Origin of the sequence: Pacificibacter marinus (assembly GCF_018860505.1) — a bacterium.
Lineage (GTDB): Bacteria > Pseudomonadota > Alphaproteobacteria > Rhodobacterales > Rhodobacteraceae > Celeribacter > Celeribacter marinus_B.
The window spans coordinates 108,319-124,908 of record NZ_JAHKPU010000020.1 but is presented as its reverse complement, the minus strand read 5'-3'; the positions used below and the strand labels follow the sequence as shown (position 1 = coordinate 124,908).

Below are 16,590 nucleotides of genomic sequence, written 5' to 3'. Positions count from 1 at the left end.
GTACCCATACATGAAAAAGGGGAGGCCATAAGGCCTCCCAAGTTATCCACGAGATATGCTTTAGGGACAAAGGCCCCCAAAGCGATTTTTGAGCCATTTCAGGCGATCTTAAAAGTCGATGGTGGCTGTCAGGCTGATTGCGCGACCCTCAGCATATTGAGGGTATACAATCCGCGTATCACTGATCTCAGTGTACACATATGATGAACGCTCATAATAGTATTCATCGAACAGGTTATCGACACCAAGGCGCAGCGTTAGGCCATCCATTTGCTGAGGCTTATACTCGGCATATGCGTTCACGACCGTATAGCTTTCATGCGCGTAGAAATTGTTTTCAGACATCAAGTCGCTGTCGAGTGTGCCCGCCCATGCAAGTGTTCCTCCGACCTTCAGCTGATCAGAGATGTTGTGATCAACGTAAAGTGTTGCAAGATCACTTACAGGCACGATGCTTCCGCCAGATGGCAGCACTGCATCACCGTTCTCTGATACATCTGCTTTGGTGTAAGATCCGCCAATGCGCCCATTTGCATAGTTATAGGCAAGATTCAGCGTCATACCCTTGGAACGCACCTCGCCGCCGTTGTTGATCTCATCCACGGTCCAATCATAATTGGCGTAGTCTTCGACCTTGATGTCGAAATAGGTCAGGCCACCAGTGAAAGCACCGCGAGAACCATTCACACCGATTTTGTAATTGGTCGAGTTCGCACCTGCATAATCGGACGCAAAATCGTAATCCCGCGCGTGCATCAAGCCATATTCACCAATATCATAACCAACCCATGTCTGAGATGCGCCCGCGAACACTTCAAAGCCAGGCGCGAATTCATAGGACGCTGTGAGGTTTGCACTTATACCGCTGTCTTCGAAACGCTGGCCATCCATGTCGTTGAAAATCATATGGTCTGCGCGCAGGCCAGTTGACAGGTCGATCCCGTTATCGAATTCAAAACGCCCTTGCACATAGGCGCCAACCTGCATTGTGTCGAGGTTCTGAACCGCCGGTGTGCCAGTGACATCGCCGTAGTTATCGATGCTGTAGCCTTGGTAGGCAAAGTCCACACCAGCGATGATCGACCCACTTTGAACGGTAAAGGTGTTTTCGATCTTGCCGCCGATCGCGCCGTTGTCCAACTCCATGTCACCGTTGCGTCCATCCACAACATAGTTCGGACGCCAGTAGTTATTTTCGGAATAGTAAAGCAGAATCTCTGGATCCCAGACATCCGTTGGTGCAGTCGTTGTATATCTCAGGCTCACGATGTCGTTCGTGATATCGAGAGGGTACTTTGTGCCATCATGGTTCAAGTCCATGTTCATCTTGATAACACGATCAGCCGAATCTTCGCTGTGCTCGTAAGATAGCTCAACTCGGTGCTCTGCCCATTCATACCCCAACTTGGTCATGAGACCTTGAGCCGCAGCCTCGGAGCCTATGACTTCAGTGCCTGAGCCGTCGACGTAATCATCACCGGTTTGATTGCTCAGCACGACCAGATAGTCAAAGTTTCCCGTGTCGCCAAAGGCAGCCAGTGAGCTGGTCAATGTATTGCCATTGTCGCTATAACCCAACGAAGCGCGGCCACCAAAGCTGTCACCTTCTTCAAGCAGATCGCCCGCTGATACAGTTTCGTAACGCAACGACCCCGCGGCAGCCCCGAAACCTGCATCTGCGGTCGAAATGCCCGCCTCGACCTCGACGGATTTCAAAAACGCTGTGTCGACAACATTCGACCCTGTGTGGTGCCAGCTGGTTACCCCCTGTGGAACGCCGTCTACAGTGACAGCCAGGTTGGATTGCTCCATGCCAAACACATAAACGCGTTTTGACGGCCCTGCTCCGCCGGACACTGTCACACCAGACTCACGAGAGAATAATTCAGACAGGTTTTGTGGTTGGATCGCTTGGATATCCTCTTCGGAAATCACAGCGCCACCAGTGGCTTCGATGTTTTCCTGTCCAGCCTCAATCAATGAGATGTTGATTGGGTCCAAGTCGTATACTTCTTGCGCAAAGCCCGCAGCCGTAAATGCGGCATAAGACACGCCGCACAACGCCATAAAACGCGATACTTTCATGAAACTTTCCTTTTAATTGCCGTTTCTTCGAATGATGTTCACGGATTAGGCAGTAGGTTGCAGATTCTCAAGTATTTTTGTCAGGTATTTATTCGTCTGAAATCTATAACGTTTTTATATTCACTCAACTTGGACGCCAAAAAGATATGCCGCCTCTCCCTAAAGACCAATAAAAACAGTAAGATTAAAAGCGAGGACCTTAATTAAGCCTCTGAGACTAGCAGTTTCCATTTGCATGAAAATGGTGCCAAAAAATCACAACATGCGAAAATTTTGCATGGCGAAAGAGAGTGATGCTTAGTTCACTAACACAGAGTGTTGGACTGCAGTCTTGAGGATGTTTTTGTAGTGCGCGCTAAAAGTTTTTTACTTCGAGGGCTTATTTTAAGGCTCTGCACTGGGTGAGAGTGGCGGTGAAGAGTGCTGAAAACGGCTCAATGGCAAGCGGTTATGAAACTTCTGACTCGATGAGATTTTATATAGTACGCAGGGTCAAGATAATTTGGTACATATCGATCTGATATGATGTGTGTAATCTGCTGATTTTAATAAGATCTATCGACCAAATGGTGCCCAGGAGAGGACTCGAACCTCCACATCGTTGCCAATACTAGCACCTGAAGCTAGCGCGTCTACCAATTCCGCCACCTGGGCAGGTGTCGTAAGGTGGCGATGTAAAGAGGTGTTGCAGGCCTGTCAACGCAGATTCGATGGTTTTCATTGGTGATTATAGCGTCTTGTTCATTTGATCATGAAAAGCTAAGAAAAACATAGAAAATGGCATTGGAGATGCAGATGACGAAATTGGTCACCATCTATGGTGGAGCTGGCTTTGTCGGGCGGTATATCGCGCGGCGTATGGCAAAAGAAGGATGGCGCGTGCGCGTTGCTGTTCGTCGCCCAAACGAGTCGCTTCATGTAAAACCTTATGGGGCGGTCGGTCAGGTCGATCCTATTCTGTGTAACATTCGCGATGACGCCTCTGTGCGGGCCGCGATGCAAGGCGCAGATGCAGTTGTGAACTGCGTGGGCGTTTTGACTGAAAAGGGTAAAAACTCTTTTGCTGCGGTTCAAACCGACGGGGCTGCGCGCATCGCGCGTATTGCTGCCGAAGAAGGCGTTGGCAACTTGGTTCATCTGTCGGCGATTGGGGCCGATCTTGAATCTGAAAGCGAATATGCAAAAACCAAAGCTGAGGGCGAACAGGCTGTTCTTGCGTCTTTCCCGGCTGCTGTGATTTTGCGCCCGTCAGTTGTGTTCGGTGTGGAAGATGATTTCTTCAACCGCTTTGCTGAGATGACAAAATTTGGCCCTGTCTTGCCCTTGGTTGGCGGTGAGACAAAGTTTCAGCCTGTCTATGTTGACGATGTCGCACAGGCTGCCGTTAAGGCTGTGTTGGGTGATGCGCCTTCAGGCATTTATGAGTTGGGTGGACCTGAAGTGGATACGCTTAAAGGTTTGATCCACAAAATGCTGGGCCTTATTCAGCGCCGCCGACTTGTCGTTGATTTGCCGTTTTTTGTTGGTAACCTGATGGCGATGGGGTTTGGCCTTGCGCAAACTATGACGCTTGGGCTGTTCCACAACAAAGTTTTGACGCGCGATCAAGTTAAAAACCTTGCAAACGATTGTGTTGTATCACCGGATACAAAAAGCTTTGCAGATTTGGGGATTGCGCCAACAACTATGGATGCCATCTTGCCTGAATATTTGTGGGTTTACCGCGATTCAGGGCAATATGCTGATATTCGCGACAGTGCGAAAAACCTACACAAAACCTAAGGCGGTTGATTTTGAAAATGTAAGAGGCGCGCTCCAATAGTTTGGGCGCGCTTTTTTGTGCGAGTTTGAAAGTTTATACGCTGTAAGAAATGATCAAAAGCACAGCGCCAAGAATAACACGGTAAATGACGTAAGGCGTAAAGCTCACGGAGCGCAAGAGCCGCATCATCAATACAAGTGCCCCCAGTGCCGCGACAAATGCGAACGCAGCGCCTATGCCTGCATATTTTAGAAGTTCCCAGTCTGCATCGCCTGCAACCTCTGCGCCAAGCAAAATGCCTGAAGCCAAAATGGTTGGGATCGACATTAACATGGCAATTTTTGCACCGTCTTCGCGTGTGTAACCAAGTGCGCGTGCTCCTGTGATGGTGATGCCAGAGCGAGAAGTTCCAGGAATAAGGGCAACGGCCTGCCATAGGCCAAGAATGATGGCGTCCTTGATTGACCAGTCTGTGGCGATCTTGTGCGTGGGGCCTTTTTGGTCGAACCAATATAGAACCAAGCCAAAGATCAACATTGTCCAACCGATCACGCGAATGGATCGCATGGCGTCCGATAGCCCAGTGACTTTGATGACGAGGCCGAGAAGGATGACGGGGATTGTCGCTATGAGCAAAAGAAAGGCAAGCTTCGCGCCCGGCGTGTCAATTTTTCCGGTCAACATACGCGGAATGCCTAGCAGGCCAACTTTAACGTCCGACCAAAAATAGGCGACCACAGCGCCCAATGTGCCGATATGAACGGCCACATCGATAGCTTGGCCTTGATCGTCGATTCCAACAAAATAAGGCAGCAGAATCAGGTGACCCGAGGATGAAACAGGCAGAAACTCTGTAACACCTTGAATTAAGGCAACGAGAAATAAGTAAAAGAGGCTCATAGGGCGGTCCTTGGTGATCTGATAATAAAATGATAAACTCTTTTAAACTCAATAAGAAGCTTCAATTAACGTCATAATTGCTGACATACTTTTTGTGATTTATTGTTCGTAACGGGCCGATGTACGGTCATAAACAACATATAGGACAGCACTTATGACTTTTCTTTTGTGCCAGTTCTTTGTACATAGCATACAAATTCAAACTCAAACCTACGGAGATATTGCGTTATGGCCAAGGAGCCTATGCTCAAATTTGTGAACGTTGGACGGGATATGCCCGAAAAACGCGACGCAGGCGACCGTAAGGAAGATTTCTTGGAAATCTACGGTGACTTCATTTCAGCGAAAGCTGAAGAACAAGCCTCCCGCTGTTCGCAGTGTGGTGTGCCTTACTGTCAGTCGCATTGTCCGCTTCACAACAATATTCCCGACTGGTTGCGCTTGACTGCAAGTGGGCGTTTGAAGGAAGCGTATGAACTCTCGCAGGAGACCAACGCATTTCCAGAGATCTGTGGGCGCATCTGTCCGCAGGACCGTCTATGCGAAGGCAACTGTGTGATTGAACAGTCTGGTCACGGGACAGTCACGATTGGTGCTGTTGAGAAATACATCACGGACACTGCTTGGGAAAACGGTTGGGTTGAAGGCATCAAGCCGCACACGGAGCGCACTGAATCTGTGGGGATTATCGGCTCAGGTCCCGGCGGTGTTGCCGCCGCCGACCGTTTGCGTCGTGCTGGCCTTCAGGTGACTGTCTATGAGCGCTCCGATCGCGCTGGCGGCCTGATGACTTACGGCATCCCAAGCTTCAAGCTTGAAAAAGACGTGGTTATGCGTCGCATCGATCAGCTGAAAGAGTCAGGCGTTGAATTCGTTTTGAACTGTAATGTTGGCGAAGACATCACTTTTGACGCTTTGCGCGAAAAGCATGACGCCGTTTTGATCGCCACAGGTGTCTATAAGTCTCGTGATCTTCAAGGTCCAGGCGCCGGTTCTGACGGTATCGTCGCTGCGCTGGACTATTTGACAGCATCTAACAAAGTTTCGTTCGGTGACACTGTTGCAGAATTTGACAGCGGTGCATTGAACGCAAAAGGCAAAAAAGTCGTGGTTATCGGGGGTGGTGACACGGCGATGGACTGTGTGCGTACAGCGATTCGTCAAGGCGCCACATCCGTGAAATGTCTGTACCGTCGTGATCGTGCCAATATGCCTGGGTCGCAACGCGAAACGCAAAACGCCGAAGAAGAAGGTGTAGAATTTGTCTGGCTTGCAGCGCCAAAAGGTTTTGCAGGTAATCCTGTCACGGGCGTTATGGTGCAAAAAATGCGTTTGGGAACGCCGGATGCCTCAGGTCGCCAATCTCCTGAAGTGATCGAGGGGGCGGACTATGTTGAAGACGCAGATCTCGTGATCAAGGCGCTTGGGTTCGAGCCAGAAGAGCTTCCAAAATTGTGGAATGCTGATGGTTTGGAGGTCACGCGTTGGGGTACAGTTTTGGCTGATTTCAAAACGCATGAAACCAAACTGCCGGGCGTTTACGCCTGTGGCGATATTCAGCGCGGTGCATCTTTGGTTGTTTGGGCGATCCGTGATGGACGCGAAGCGGCTGATGCCATTGTTGAGCAGGTCAATGCCGCGGCAAGCGTTGCAGCCGAGTAAATTTTAACGATCGAGAGGCGCGCGGGTGAATTGCTTTCACGCAGTCACATGTCGCCCACTCGGTCTACACTGAAGTCTTTCGACCCCACCAAACGATAAGGAAGGGTTACCAATATGACAAAATATGATGAAAGCTGGGCCGCTCGCGAAGAAGCAAAACGCGAATGGATGGCACAAAATTCTCTCTTCCGCGAAGAAGATGAACACTCCTCTTGTGGGGTTGGTCTTGTTGTTTCTGTCGACGGCACAAAATCTCGTAAAGTCGTTGAAAACGGCATTTCTGCCCTCAAAGCGATCTGGCACCGTGGTGCTGTTGATGCGGACGGCAAAACGGGTGATGGCGCAGGTATTCACGTGCAAATCCCTGTTCCATTTTTCTATGATCAAGTGAAACGCACTGGGCACAAGCCACGCACAGATGAAATGATCGCTGTTGGGCAAATCTTCCTACCGCGCACCGATTTCGGCGCTCAAGAGACCTGCCGTACGATCATCGAATCCGAAGTTCTGCGGATGGGTTATTACATCTACGGTTGGCGTCACGTCCCTGTGAGTGTTGATTGTTTGGGTGAAAAAGCCAATGTGACACGCCCTGAAATCGAACAGATTTTGATTTCGAACTCCAAAGGCGTGGACGAAGAGACATTCGAGCGCGAGCTTTATGTGATTCGTCGTCGTATCGAAAAAGCTGCTTTGGCCGCAGGCGCACAGTCTTTGTACGTCTGTTCTTTGTCTTGCCGCTCTATCATCTACAAAGGCATGATGTTGGCTGAACAGGTCGCAGAATTCTACCCTGACTTGATGGATGAACGGTTTGAATCCGCTTTTGCGATTTACCACCAACGGTATTCCACAAACACTTTCCCGCAGTGGTGGCTGGCGCAGCCGTTCCGTATGTTGGCTCACAATGGCGAGATCAACACATTCAAGGGCAACAAAAACTGGATGAAGTCGCATGAGATTCGCATGGCTTCGACCACATTTGGCGACACGGCTGAGGATATTAAACCGATCATCCCGCAAGGTGCATCTGATTCTGCGGCGCTTGATGCTGTGTTCGAAGTTTTGGTGCGCGCTGGGCGGTCTGCACCAATGGCGAAAACCATGCTCGTGCCTGAGGCGTGGTCGCAACAAGCTGTGGAGCTGCCGCAATCTTGGCGTGACATGTATTCTTACGTGAATTCCGTGATGGAACCATGGGATGGCCCTGCTGCTTTGGCTATGACGGACGGTCGTTGGGTTTGTGCTGGTCTTGATCGTAACGGCTTGCGCCCGATGCGCTACGTTGTGACAGGAGATGGTCTTGTCATTGCGGGCTCTGAAGTGGGCATGGTGCCGACTGATGAGGCGACTGTTGTTGAAAAAGGCGCGCTTGGACCGGGTCAAATGTTGGCTGTCGATATGACAGATGGCAAACTTTACCATGATACAGAGATGAAAGATAAACTTGCCGCAGCGCAGCCGTTTGGTGACTGGGCGGGCAAGATCAATGACCTTGAAGAAAGCCTGTCTGGTTTAGAGGAAAAAGCGATCTTTAGCGGTGTGGATTTAAAGCAGCGCCAAATCGCGGCTGGTTATTCTATCGAAGAACTCGAGCAAATTCTTGCACCTATGGCCGAAGATGGCAAAGAGACTTTGGCCTCGATGGGGGATGACACGCCTTCTGCGGTTTTGTCTGAAAAATACCGTCCGCTGAGCCACTTCTTTCGTCAAAACTTCTCACAGGTCACCAACCCTCCGATTGACTCATTGCGCGAATATCGGGTGATGTCGCTCAAGACACGGTTTGGCAACTTGAAAAACGTGCTGGATGAAAGTAGCTCACAAACTGAAATTTTGGTGCTCGACAGTCCGTTCGTCGGCAACGCTCAATTTGAAACGCTGAAATCAAAATTCAACGCACCGATGACCGAAATCGATTGTACTTTTGCAGTTGATGGCGGTGCGAATGCACTGCGTGAAGGGCTTGATCGCGTGCGCGCCGAGGCCGAAGAAGCCGTGCGTTCAGGTGGCGGACACATCGTTTTGACGGACCAAGGCCAAGGCGCTGATCGTGTCGCGATGCCGATGATTTTGGCAACCTCTGCTGTGCACAGCTGGCTGACGCGCAAAGGTTTGCGCACGTTCTGTTCTATCGGCGTGCGTTCTGCTGAATGTATCGATCCGCATTATTTCGCGGTGTTGATCGGCTGCGGTGCGACTATCGTGAACGCCTACTTGGCCGAAGACTCGCTCAATGATCGTATTGAGCGTGGTTTGTTGGATTGCACATTGACTGAAGCTGTCGCGCGTTACCGTGCTGCTGTCGATGCTGGATTGCTGAAAATCATGGCGAAGATGGGTATCTCTGTGATCTCGTCTTACCGCGGTGGCTTGAACTTTGAGGCCGTCGGTCTGTCGCGCGCGATGTGTGCTGAGTTCTTCCCTGGAATGCAGTCACGCATTTCCGGTATCGGTGTTGGAGGCATCCAGAAGAAACTTAAGGCAGTACACGCGCAAGGCTTCTTGGGTGGTAACACATTGCCCATCGGTGGTTTCTACAAATCACGTAAATCTGGCGAGACCCATGCATGGGAAGCACAATCGATGCACATGCTACAATCGGCTTGTGATCGTGCATCTTATTCCATGTGGCAACAGTACACCGCCAAGATGCGGTCCAATCCGCCGATCCATTTGCGCGATCTTTTGGATGTCAAACCTTTGGGCAAACCTGTGCCAATCGAAGAGGTGGAATCCATCACTGCGATCCGCAAACGCTTTGTGACACCGGGCATGTCTTTGGGGGCTTTGTCTCCTGAATCGCACCGTACTTTGTCCATCGCGATGAACCGCATTGGGGCTAAATCTGACTCTGGTGAAGGTGGCGAAAGCCCTGATGACTTCACGCCGGAACCAAACGGTGACAATGCTTCCGCAAAGATCAAACAGGTTGCATCTGGCCGCTTTGGGGTCACAGCCGAGTATCTTTTGGCCTGTGAAGAGCTTGAAATCAAAGTTGCTCAAGGCGCGAAACCCGGTGAGGGTGGCCAGCTGCCCGGCATGAAGGTCACAGACCTCATCGCCAAGTTGCGTCACTCGACCAAAGGCGTGACCTTGATCTCTCCGCCGCCGCACCACGATATCTATTCTATCGAGGATTTGGCGCAGCTGATCTACGATCTCAAGCAAATCAACCCGCGCTGTAAAGTCACTGTGAAACTCGTGGCGTCTTCCGGCGTTGGCACGATTGCGGCTGGTGTGGCCAAAGCGAAAGCGGATATCATTCTGATTTCGGGTCACAATGGCGGCACGGGCGCATCGCCAGCGACCTCGATCAAATTCGCAGGTCTGCCATGGGAAATGGGCCTGACTGAAGCGCATCAAGTTCTCTCTATGAACAACCTGCGTGAACGCGTGACGTTGCGCACCGATGGTGGTTTGCGCACAGGTCGTGATGTGGTTATGGCTGCGATGCTCGGCGCCGAAGAATACGGCATCGGCACGGCTGCGTTGATCGCGATGGGCTGTATCATGGTCCGTCAATGTCAGTCGAACACTTGCCCTGTGGGTGTGTGTACGCAAGACGATGATTTGCGCAAAAAGTTCACCGGCAATGCGGATAAAGTGGTCAACTTGATCACATTCTATGCGCAAGAAGTGCGTGAAATTCTGGCCTCTATCGGCGCGCGCTCTATGGATGAAGTGATTGGTCGTGCTGATCTGCTAACGCAGGTGTCACGCGGATCTGCGCATCTTGATGACCTTGATCTCAACCCGCTTTTGATCACCGTCGATGGCGCTGACAAGATCGTCTATGATCGCTCGAAGCCACGCAATGCTGTGCCTGATACGCTGGATGCTCAAATCGTCTCTGACGCTGCGCGTTTCTTGAAAGATGGCGAGAAAATGCAGTTGTCCTACGCGGTTCAAAACACACACCGGACCATTGGCACACGTACGTCTAGTCACATCGTGCAGAACTTTGGTATGCGTAACGATTTGCAAGACGACCACCTGACTGTGAAGCTCACAGGCTCTGCGGGTCAATCTCTGGGTGCTTTTGCAGCCCCCGGTCTGAAGATCGAAGTGTCAGGTGACGCTAACGATTACGTCGGCAAAGGTCTGTCTGGCGGTATCGTTGTTGTGCGTCCGCCTATGCACTCACCTTTGATTGCGTCCGAGAACACTATTATCGGCAACACGGTTCTTTATGGTGCGACTGACGGCTATCTTTTTGCAGCAGGTCGTGCAGGTGAACGTTTCGCAGTACGCAACTCTGGTGCAACGGTCGTGATTGAAGGCTGTGGCTCCAGCGGCTGTGAATACATGACCGGTGGTATCGCTGTGATCCTTGGGTCCATCGGAGCTAACTTTGGTGCGGGTATGACGGGTGGTATGGCTTATCTCTACGATCCCGAAGGCACCGCGTTCCAACTGATGAACCACGAGACTTTGGTGACTTGTCCTGTGACAGTTGAGTATTGGGAAATCGAACTTAAATCCTTGATCGAACGCCACGTCCGAGAAACTGGATCCGTTAAAGCATCCGAAATCTTGGGCAATTGGGATGTTGAAAAAACCAACTTCTTGCAAGTGTGCCCTAAAGAGATGTTGGTGCATATCAAAGCCCCGCTGTCTTTGGAAAAAGGTGCAATTCCTGCAGAATAAGGCTTTTCAACCTCTTAAAACATTTAAGCCCCCAAGCGATTGGGGGCTTTTTCTTTTGCCAAAAACACGCGTTCTTTGCGCGACGCCTTGACCTGACGCGTGAGACCATGAATCACTGCGCTATGGCTAAGACACCCAAATCAACCAAGACGACCAAAAGCAAAACCAAAAAGACGGCAAAGCCTTTGCGACCCGTTGCAAAACGCGAACCTGCTCGTTTTGGTTTTTTTGCACGGCTACGGCGACGCGCCTTTCAATTGGTGTTCGCTGTGATTGCGCTCGGGCTTATCTGGATTTTGACATACACAGTGCTGCCCATACCCACGACGCCCTATATGGTGTCCGAGGGACGTGTTTCGAACGGCGTTGATTATCAATGGGTGCCGATGGAAGATATATCACCCGTTTTGGCACGATCTGTCGTTGCAGCCGAGGATGCGAATTTTTGCGAACACTGGGGGTTTGATCTTGGTGCAATCCGCGCAGCCATTGATGAAGGGGCGGGACGCGGGGCGTCGACGATTTCTCAGCAAGTGGTGAAAAATGTGTTTCTTTGGCATGGTCGGTCTTGGTCACGTAAGGCGTTGGAGGCCTTGGTGACGCCCATCGTTGAATTGACGTGGAGCAAGCGGCGTATCCTTGAAGTTTATTTGAATATCGCTGAGTTTGACGAGGGCGTGTTTGGCGCAGAGGCTGCCGCGCGCACCTATTTTGGTGTTGGCCCCGAAGAACTGTCTTCCAGACAAGCCGCTCAACTTGCGGCGGTTTTACCTGCGCCGAAATTAAGAAATGCAGGCAATCCTGGGCCATTTGTAAAGCGGCGTGCCGCGCAAATCGCCGATGGTGCCGCGACAATTCAAGCGGACGGGCGCTCAGCGTGTTTCGAGGATTGAATTGCCCGCGCTTTCACGGCACTTAGGATAAAACAAAAGAGTACTGTGCAATGATCCGACTGTTTCATGTTCCCCTATCCCCATTTTGCCGCAAAGTGCGTTTGAGCCTTGCTGAAAAAAAGCTCGAAGTGGAGCTTGTTGAAGAGCGGTATTGGGAGCGAGACCCTGACTTTTTACGCCGCAACCCCGCAGGAAAAGTGCCCATTTTACGTATCGATGACATGATCCTGTCCGAAAGCGCTGCTATTTGTGAATATATCGAGGAAAAACACCCTAGTCCGTCTTTGATGCCGAACGATCCCGAAGGGCGTTTTGAAGTGCGGCGGTTGGTGTCTTGGTTTGATGATAAATTCCACCACGAAGTCACCTCGAATCTACTGTATGAGCGGGTGAATCGCAAATTGACCAAGTCGGGGTACCCTGATTCGAAAAACGTCAAAGCGGGCTCGAAGGCGATCAAGTTCCATTTGGACTACATGGCGTGGCTTTTGGATCGCCGTCGTTGGCTTGCGGGCGATGCAATGACGTTGGCTGATTTCGCGGCTGCGGCGCATTTGTCATCGCTGGACTATATTTCAGATGTGGATTGGAACCGATCTGCTGTGGTCAAGGATTGGTACGCAAAGATCAAATCTCGTCCAGCTTTTCGGTCCCTTTTGGCTGATCATGTTTCAGGATTTCCACCGCCACCGCATTATGCCGATCTCGATTTTTGATATAGGCTAGTTCGAAAAGAGGCGCGAACAGTGGCAGTATTGGACAAAGAAACGGTGCGCCAACAGGCCTTGCAAGAAGGATTTTCGCAGGTTGGCTTTGCCCGCCCTGAGTTGCCTGAGGCGATGGAGCGATTGCAGCAGTATGTTGATTTAGAACGCCACGGCCAAATGGCATGGATGGCCGACCGCATGGCGTGGCGCGGTGATCCGTCTGCGCTTTGGCCAGAAGCGAAATCGGTGATTATGCTGGCTGAGGCCTATACGCCAGACGATGATCCTATGGAGGCCGTGAAGCGCAAAGATGCGGGGGCCATTTCTGTTTATGCGCGCAATCGCGATTATCACGACATCGTTAAAAAACGGCTTAAGCGTGTTGGGCGTTGGCTTATCGATCAGGCGGGACCTGACACTGAAATCAAAGTGTTTGTCGATACTGCGCCAGTGATGGAAAAACCCTTAGGGGCGAAAGCAGGGCTTGGCTGGCAAGGCAAGCACACCAATCTGGTTGGCCGCGATTTGGGCAGTTGGTTCTTTTTGGGTGCGATTTTTACAACGCTTGATTTTGATCCCGATCCTGCTGAAGTTGACCGCTGCGGGTCATGTACCGCCTGCCTAACATCTTGCCCGACAGATGCATTTCCTGCACCGTACCAGATTGATGCGCGTCGCTGCATTTCTTATCTGACGATCGAACATCATGGGCCGGTGGATGAGAGTTTAAGGCCTCTGTTGGGCAATCGTATTTATGGCTGCGATGATTGTTTGGCAGCTTGTCCGTGGAATAAGTTTGCTGTTGAGGCCGCAGATATTCGATATCATGCGCGCGCAGACTTAGTGTCTCCGCCGTTGTCGGAATTGGTCATTTTAGATGATACAGCTTTTCGAGAACGCTTTTCGGGGTCGCCGATCAAACGCATTGGTCGCAATCGGTTCGTACGTAATGTGCTTTATGCTATAGGAAACTCAGGAGACAAAACGCTTCGCTACTCGGTGAGCGCGCTGTTGACTGATCCAGATGAGACCGTCGCGGAGGCTGCAGCTTGGGCTTTGGCGCGGTTGTGATCTGTTGATGCACTAGTCGTCGAAAAAGCGAAACCAAGACGTTGAGGTGTTCGTTTCGTCAAGAGCATCTTGCTTTTGGATGAGCGTGCGTTGATGTTCTTTAACCATCCGTTCGGCGTGTATGGCAGCTTTGACGCCACTTGCTGCTTGTGTGATTGGGTAGGGTCCGATGCGGCTTAAGCCGACTAAGTATGTGACTGTGATGTCTGATGTGTTTGGGGCGCTGCGAAACTTGACATCTACGTCGCTTCCTAAAATCTCGAATGTCGATTTTAGCGCTTTTATATATTCGCTTTTAGGGCTGTGTTTTGGGGCTCGATCACCAATCGAAACAACGGCGATAATTTCACCCGAACTTTCGATCAATCCTGCTTCGGTCAGACTGTCTAATGTAATACCGAGAGGGCGAAAGTTCGGGTTCTTGGTGATGAAATAGGCAGATAAGCTCAGCGCAGCGGGCAGCACAATAAAGGTTGCGACCAAGCCGACAAAAATTGTTTCTCTTTTAACCAAAGGACCTCTCCGCCAAATATCACCGAAGATATTTAGCAGAAGAGGCTTTAAGTTTTGCTAACTTAGCTGCGCACTAATTTTTCATAAGCTTCAGCGATGTCGCGTGTCAGCGCGCCGACTTCGAATGTATGCGTGCCAATTTGACCAACGGGGGTCACTTCGGCGGCTGTTCCTGTCAGCCAGCATTGTTCAAACCCATCAAGTTCTTCGGGCATGATCACGCGCTCATGGACAGTGATGCCCTTGTCTTTGAGCATTTGAATGATGGTTTGGCGGGTGATGCCGTTCAAGATCGCGTCGGGGATCGGCGTATGTACCTCGCCGTCTTTCACGAAAAAGATATTGGCACCGGTCGCCTCAGCAACATAGCCACGGTAATCCATAAACAATGCATCGGAACAACCTTTGGCCTCAGCTGCGTGTTTGGACATTGTGCAGATCATATAAAGACCAGCGGCTTTGGCGGCTGTTGGAATTGTTTCGGGCGACGGGCGTTTCCATTTAGCGATATCGAGTTTTGCGCCCTGCATTTTCGCATCGCCGTAATAGGCGCCCCATTCCCAAGCTGCGACAGCCATGCGTACGGGGTTTTTGTTTGAGGCAACGCCCATATCCTCGCCAGAGCCACGCCAAGCCACAACGCGAATATAGGCGTCCGTCCAACCATTGGCTTCAAGCACCGCGTATTTGGCCGCTTCGATTTCGTCGACAGTATAAGGGATCGGCATGTCCAGCAATTCACCAGAGCGCAGCAGGCGCTCTGAGTGCTCGCGTGATTTGAAAATCTTACCTGAATAGCAACGCTCACCTTCGAAAACTGAAGATGCATAGTGCATCGCGTGAGTTAGAATATGGACCTGTGCATCGCGCCACTCGACGAGCGCGCCGTCCATCCAGATTTTACCATCGCGATCTTCGAATGAACCGGCCATTTTTCTATTCCCTATAGCTGTGCAATTTGCAATTGTTGCGTTTAGATAGGATATATTTAACATTATCTTACGCAAAACCTGTTATGCGCTAACAATTGCGACTTGGAATGTCAATATCGCTGACTTAAAATGCTTATAGGTTACGCAGATTGTGAATGGAGACACTGTGGCAGACGGCAAAAGTACACGCGGTGGCGAAAGCCTGTTGTTTTTGACTGACGAGCAATTGCGCCGCGGGATTGAGGCGATGTTTTTCGCCTATCGAGGATTTACCGCAGACCCCGATAGAATTCTGGACTTACATGGATATGGGCGTGCGCATCACCGTGCTGTGCACTTCATCAATCGCGCTCCCGGTGCGACTGTGAATGCTTTGCTTGATGTCTTAGGGGTTACCAAACAATCGCTCAATCGAGTGTTGCGCACTTTGATCGAAGATGAGTTGGTCGAAAGCCGCGTTGGACAAAAAGACAAACGTGAACGGCATTTGTTTTTGACGCCGAAAGGCAAGTCACTAGAAGCTGAGCTTTCAGAAGCACAACGCGCGCGTATGCGTACCGCGTTCAGCAAAGCAGGACCTGAGGCTGTCGCAGGCTTTCGCGAAGTGTTAGAGGCTATGATGGATGCCGACCAGCAGCTTTATTTCAATGCGCTAAAGGAGAAAGACACTTGAGTGATATTCATCTTCTCATTGTTGACGACGATGAACGTATTCGCCAGCTGCTGCAAAAGTTTTTGATCCGCAACGGGTTCTGCGTGACTGCCGCACGAGACGCGGCCCATGCGCGTAAGCTTTTGGCTGGGCTAGAATTCGATATGATTGTCATGGATGTTATGATGCCAGGCGAGGACGGAATCACTCTGACGCGCAGTCTGCGTCAAACTTTGGCAACGCCGATACTTTTGCTGACGGCCAAAGGCGAAACCGAGGATAGGATATCCGGACTGGAAGCGGGGGCTGACGATTATTTGGCCAAGCCGTTTGAGCCGAAAGAATTGCTGTTGCGTATTAATGCCATTTTGCGTCGCGTGCCGCAGGCCGAAGAAGCTGTGGCATTGCCCAAATATCTGCATTTGGGCGACTTTAGATACGATATTGAGCGTGGCGAATTGTGGGAAGGCGATAAAATTGTACGTTTGACCCAAACCGAAGCGCAGCTCATGCGTATTTTCTCTGCCACTCTGGGTGAGACTGTTTCTCGTAGTGAGTTAGTGGAAAAATTAGGGCGCGATGGTGGACAAGCGCAAGAGCGCGCGGTGGATGTGCAAATCACGCGGCTGCGGCGCAAGTTCGAATCTGACCCACGTCAGCCACGTTTTTTGCAAACTGTGCGCGGCGCTGGATATATGTTGAGCCCAGAGTGAAGTTCTCCGAAAACTTGCTTGATAGGGAACTGGCCAAGAGGTGGTCACTT

12 protein-coding genes and 1 tRNA gene are annotated in these 16,590 nt (G+C 50.8%); 8 read left to right on the top strand and 5 right to left on the bottom strand.

Annotation, left to right across the window (positions count from 1 at the left end; all coding sequences use genetic code 11):
- Positions 1 to 108: 108 nt before the first annotated feature.
- Together KO503_RS08325 and KO503_RS08320 are read right to left on the bottom strand one after the other, a co-directional pair.
- A complete protein-coding gene (locus tag KO503_RS08325; protein ID WP_215991086.1) occupies positions 109 to 2,085 on the bottom strand; it encodes a TonB-dependent receptor domain-containing protein in 1,977 nt (658 codons plus the stop codon).
- Between the two features lie 567 nt (positions 2,086 to 2,652).
- A tRNA-Leu gene (locus KO503_RS08320) sits at positions 2,653 to 2,739 on the bottom strand.
- A 141-nt stretch (positions 2,740 to 2,880) separates the two neighbouring features.
- Here KO503_RS08320 and KO503_RS08315 point away from each other — a divergent pair.
- On the top strand, positions 2,881 to 3,867 hold the full coding sequence (locus tag KO503_RS08315; protein WP_215991085.1) for a complex I NDUFA9 subunit family protein: 987 nt from the start codon (positions 2,881 to 2,883) through the stop codon (positions 3,865 to 3,867).
- A 73-nt stretch (positions 3,868 to 3,940) separates the two neighbouring features.
- On the opposite strand, the gene KO503_RS08310 is transcribed toward KO503_RS08315, so the two are convergent.
- Positions 3,941 to 4,747 carry an undecaprenyl-diphosphate phosphatase gene (locus KO503_RS08310; RefSeq protein ID WP_215991084.1) on the bottom strand — a complete coding sequence of 269 codons (807 nt, stop codon included), beginning with the start codon at positions 4,745 to 4,747 and terminating at the stop codon, positions 3,941 to 3,943.
- A gap of 228 nt (positions 4,748 to 4,975) precedes the next feature.
- Here KO503_RS08310 and KO503_RS08305 point away from each other — a divergent pair, with 228 nt between their 5' ends.
- The 5 genes from KO503_RS08305 to queG all read left to right on the top strand — a co-directional run bounded on the left by KO503_RS08305 (position 4,976) and on the right by queG (position 13,730).
- Positions 4,976 to 6,409, top strand: coding sequence for an NAD(P)-dependent oxidoreductase (locus tag KO503_RS08305; RefSeq protein WP_215991083.1), 1,434 nt, complete (start codon positions 4,976 to 4,978; stop codon positions 6,407 to 6,409).
- 114 nt (positions 6,410 to 6,523) lie between these two features.
- A complete protein-coding gene (gene gltB, locus KO503_RS08300; RefSeq protein ID WP_215991082.1) occupies positions 6,524 to 11,059 on the top strand; it encodes a glutamate synthase large subunit in 4,536 nt (1,511 codons plus the stop codon).
- A gap of 122 nt (positions 11,060 to 11,181) precedes the next feature.
- A complete protein-coding gene (gene mtgA, locus KO503_RS08295) occupies positions 11,182 to 11,952 on the top strand; it encodes a monofunctional biosynthetic peptidoglycan transglycosylase (protein WP_215991081.1) in 771 nt (256 codons plus the stop codon).
- A 50-nt stretch (positions 11,953 to 12,002) separates the two neighbouring features.
- A complete protein-coding gene (gene fzlA / locus KO503_RS08290) occupies positions 12,003 to 12,668 on the top strand; it encodes an FtsZ-binding protein FzlA (protein ID WP_215991080.1) in 666 nt (221 codons plus the stop codon).
- A gap of 30 nt (positions 12,669 to 12,698) precedes the next feature.
- Complete coding sequence (gene queG, locus KO503_RS08285; RefSeq protein ID WP_215991079.1) at positions 12,699 to 13,730, top strand: tRNA epoxyqueuosine(34) reductase QueG; 1,032 nt, start codon at positions 12,699 to 12,701, stop codon at positions 13,728 to 13,730.
- A gap of 12 nt (positions 13,731 to 13,742) precedes the next feature.
- Here the strand turns inward: queG and KO503_RS08280 are convergent, their stop codons facing one another.
- Both KO503_RS08280 and KO503_RS08275 read right to left on the bottom strand, forming a co-directional pair.
- Entirely contained in the window at positions 13,743 to 14,243 is a 501-nt protein-coding gene (locus KO503_RS08280; protein ID WP_215991078.1) for a hypothetical protein, read from the bottom strand.
- Positions 14,244 to 14,305: 62 nt separating this feature from the next.
- Positions 14,306 to 15,175, bottom strand: coding sequence for a branched-chain amino acid aminotransferase (locus KO503_RS08275; RefSeq protein ID WP_215991077.1), 870 nt, complete (start codon positions 15,173 to 15,175; stop codon positions 14,306 to 14,308).
- Positions 15,176 to 15,341: 166 nt separating this feature from the next.
- Here KO503_RS08275 and KO503_RS08270 point away from each other — a divergent pair, with 166 nt between their 5' ends.
- Positions 15,342 to 15,848, top strand: a complete 507-nt coding sequence (locus KO503_RS08270) for a MarR family winged helix-turn-helix transcriptional regulator (RefSeq protein ID WP_215991076.1) — start codon at positions 15,342 to 15,344, stop codon at positions 15,846 to 15,848.
- Positions 15,845 to 16,540: a response regulator gene (locus tag KO503_RS08265; protein ID WP_215991075.1), complete on the top strand. Its 696-nt coding sequence runs from the start codon at positions 15,845 to 15,847 to the stop codon at positions 16,538 to 16,540. Before KO503_RS08270 ends, KO503_RS08265 begins: the two co-directional genes overlap by 4 nt.
- The last annotated feature ends 50 nt before the right edge of the window (positions 16,541 to 16,590 follow it).

Excerpts from the sequence above, each read along its gene's own strand:
- KO503_RS08325 (WP_215991086.1), bottom strand. The coding sequence starts at position 2,085 with ATGAAAGTATCGCGTTTTATGGCGTTGTGCGGCGTGTCTTATGCCGCA.
- KO503_RS08315 (WP_215991085.1), top strand. The coding sequence starts at position 2,881 with ATGACGAAATTGGTCACCATCTATGGTGGAGCTGGCTTTGTCGGGCGG.
- KO503_RS08310 (WP_215991084.1), bottom strand. The coding sequence starts at position 4,747 with ATGAGCCTCTTTTACTTATTTCTCGTTGCCTTAATTCAAGGTGTTACA.
- KO503_RS08305 (WP_215991083.1), top strand. The coding sequence starts at position 4,976 with ATGGCCAAGGAGCCTATGCTCAAATTTGTGAACGTTGGACGGGATATG.
- gltB (WP_215991082.1), top strand. The coding sequence starts at position 6,524 with ATGACAAAATATGATGAAAGCTGGGCCGCTCGCGAAGAAGCAAAACGC.
- mtgA (WP_215991081.1), top strand. The coding sequence starts at position 11,182 with ATGGCTAAGACACCCAAATCAACCAAGACGACCAAAAGCAAAACCAAA.
- fzlA (WP_215991080.1), top strand. The coding sequence starts at position 12,003 with ATGATCCGACTGTTTCATGTTCCCCTATCCCCATTTTGCCGCAAAGTG.
- KO503_RS08275 (WP_215991077.1), bottom strand. The coding sequence starts at position 15,175 with ATGGCCGGTTCATTCGAAGATCGCGATGGTAAAATCTGGATGGACGGC.